The sequence below is a fragment of the Mesorhizobium sp. BHbdii genome (assembly GCF_053848045.1).
The window spans coordinates 1-425 of the sequence record NZ_JBSPKX010000251.1 but is presented as its reverse complement, the minus strand read 5'-3'; the positions used below and the strand labels follow the sequence as shown (position 1 = coordinate 425).

Annotated in this window: 1 protein-coding gene; it reads right to left on the bottom strand. The window is 55.1% G+C overall.

What is annotated here, in order from left to right:
• Positions 1–283: superoxide dismutase (locus ACWTU8_RS32885; RefSeq protein ID WP_455851383.1), on the bottom strand; the 283-nt coding region annotated here is incomplete at its 3' end.
• Positions 284–425 lie beyond the last annotated feature (142 nt).

Genomic DNA, 425 nt, shown 5'->3' with positions numbered 1-425 from the left:
CCGGCAGCTTGTTGCCGCCGCCGCCCTTCTTCATCCACTTCCAGAAATGGATGTGATTGTAGTGCTGCGCGGCATTGTTGAAGAGACCGGCATTCTTGCCGAACGACTGCTTGACCACCTCTTCGACAGACAGATCACCCATCCCGGCCTCGGCAGCCAGCTTGTTGCCATTGTCGACATAGGCCTTGTGATGCTTGTCGTGGTGATACTCCAGCGTCTCTTTCGACATATAAGGCTGCAAGGCCTCATAGTCGTAGGGCAGAGCGGGCAATTCAAAAGCCATGGGTAGTACTCCCTCGTGGAAAAATCCGGTGTGGATACCGGATCAAGATAGGTCTGGATTGAGCTGGGACAACTCCGGAAGTGAAGCGCCGGTTCCCTTTCTAAGCGGGTTCCGGAAAACTGTCACACGGTTTTCCTGCGGC